This is a genomic window from Frigoribacterium sp. AC759, from assembly GCF_979256015.1.
The window spans coordinates 1-295 of record NZ_CEEDMT010000074.1 but is presented as its reverse complement, the minus strand read 5'-3'; the positions used below and the strand labels follow the sequence as shown (position 1 = coordinate 295).

Genomic DNA, 295 nt, shown 5'->3' with positions numbered 1-295 from the left:
CTTCGCAAGTGTCCAGCACCTTTGCGGTGAACAAGGTCACTCAGGACGGTTACACCACCGGCCAGCTGTCGGGTCTGGAAATTGACGACACCGGCCAGGTGTTCGCCCGTTACACCAACGGCCAGTCGAAGATTCAGGGTCAAGTGATTCTGGCCAACTTCGCCAACGTGCAAGGTCTGACCCCGGTCGGCAAAACCCAGTGGGTGCAGTCGGCGGATTCGGGCGAGCCGGTGGTCGGTACGCCCCGTGCCGGCACCTTGGGCTCGTTGACTGCCGGTGCGTTGGAGTCGTCCAA

General features: G+C 62.0%; 1 protein-coding gene. It reads left to right on the top strand.

The genetic code is table 11. The annotated features are described in order from the left end of the window. Positions 1-26: 26 nt before the first annotated feature. Positions 27-295 (top strand): flagellar hook-basal body complex protein (locus ACZ6JE_RS15150; RefSeq protein WP_464319472.1); only part of this gene is annotated, 269 nt, incomplete at its 3' end.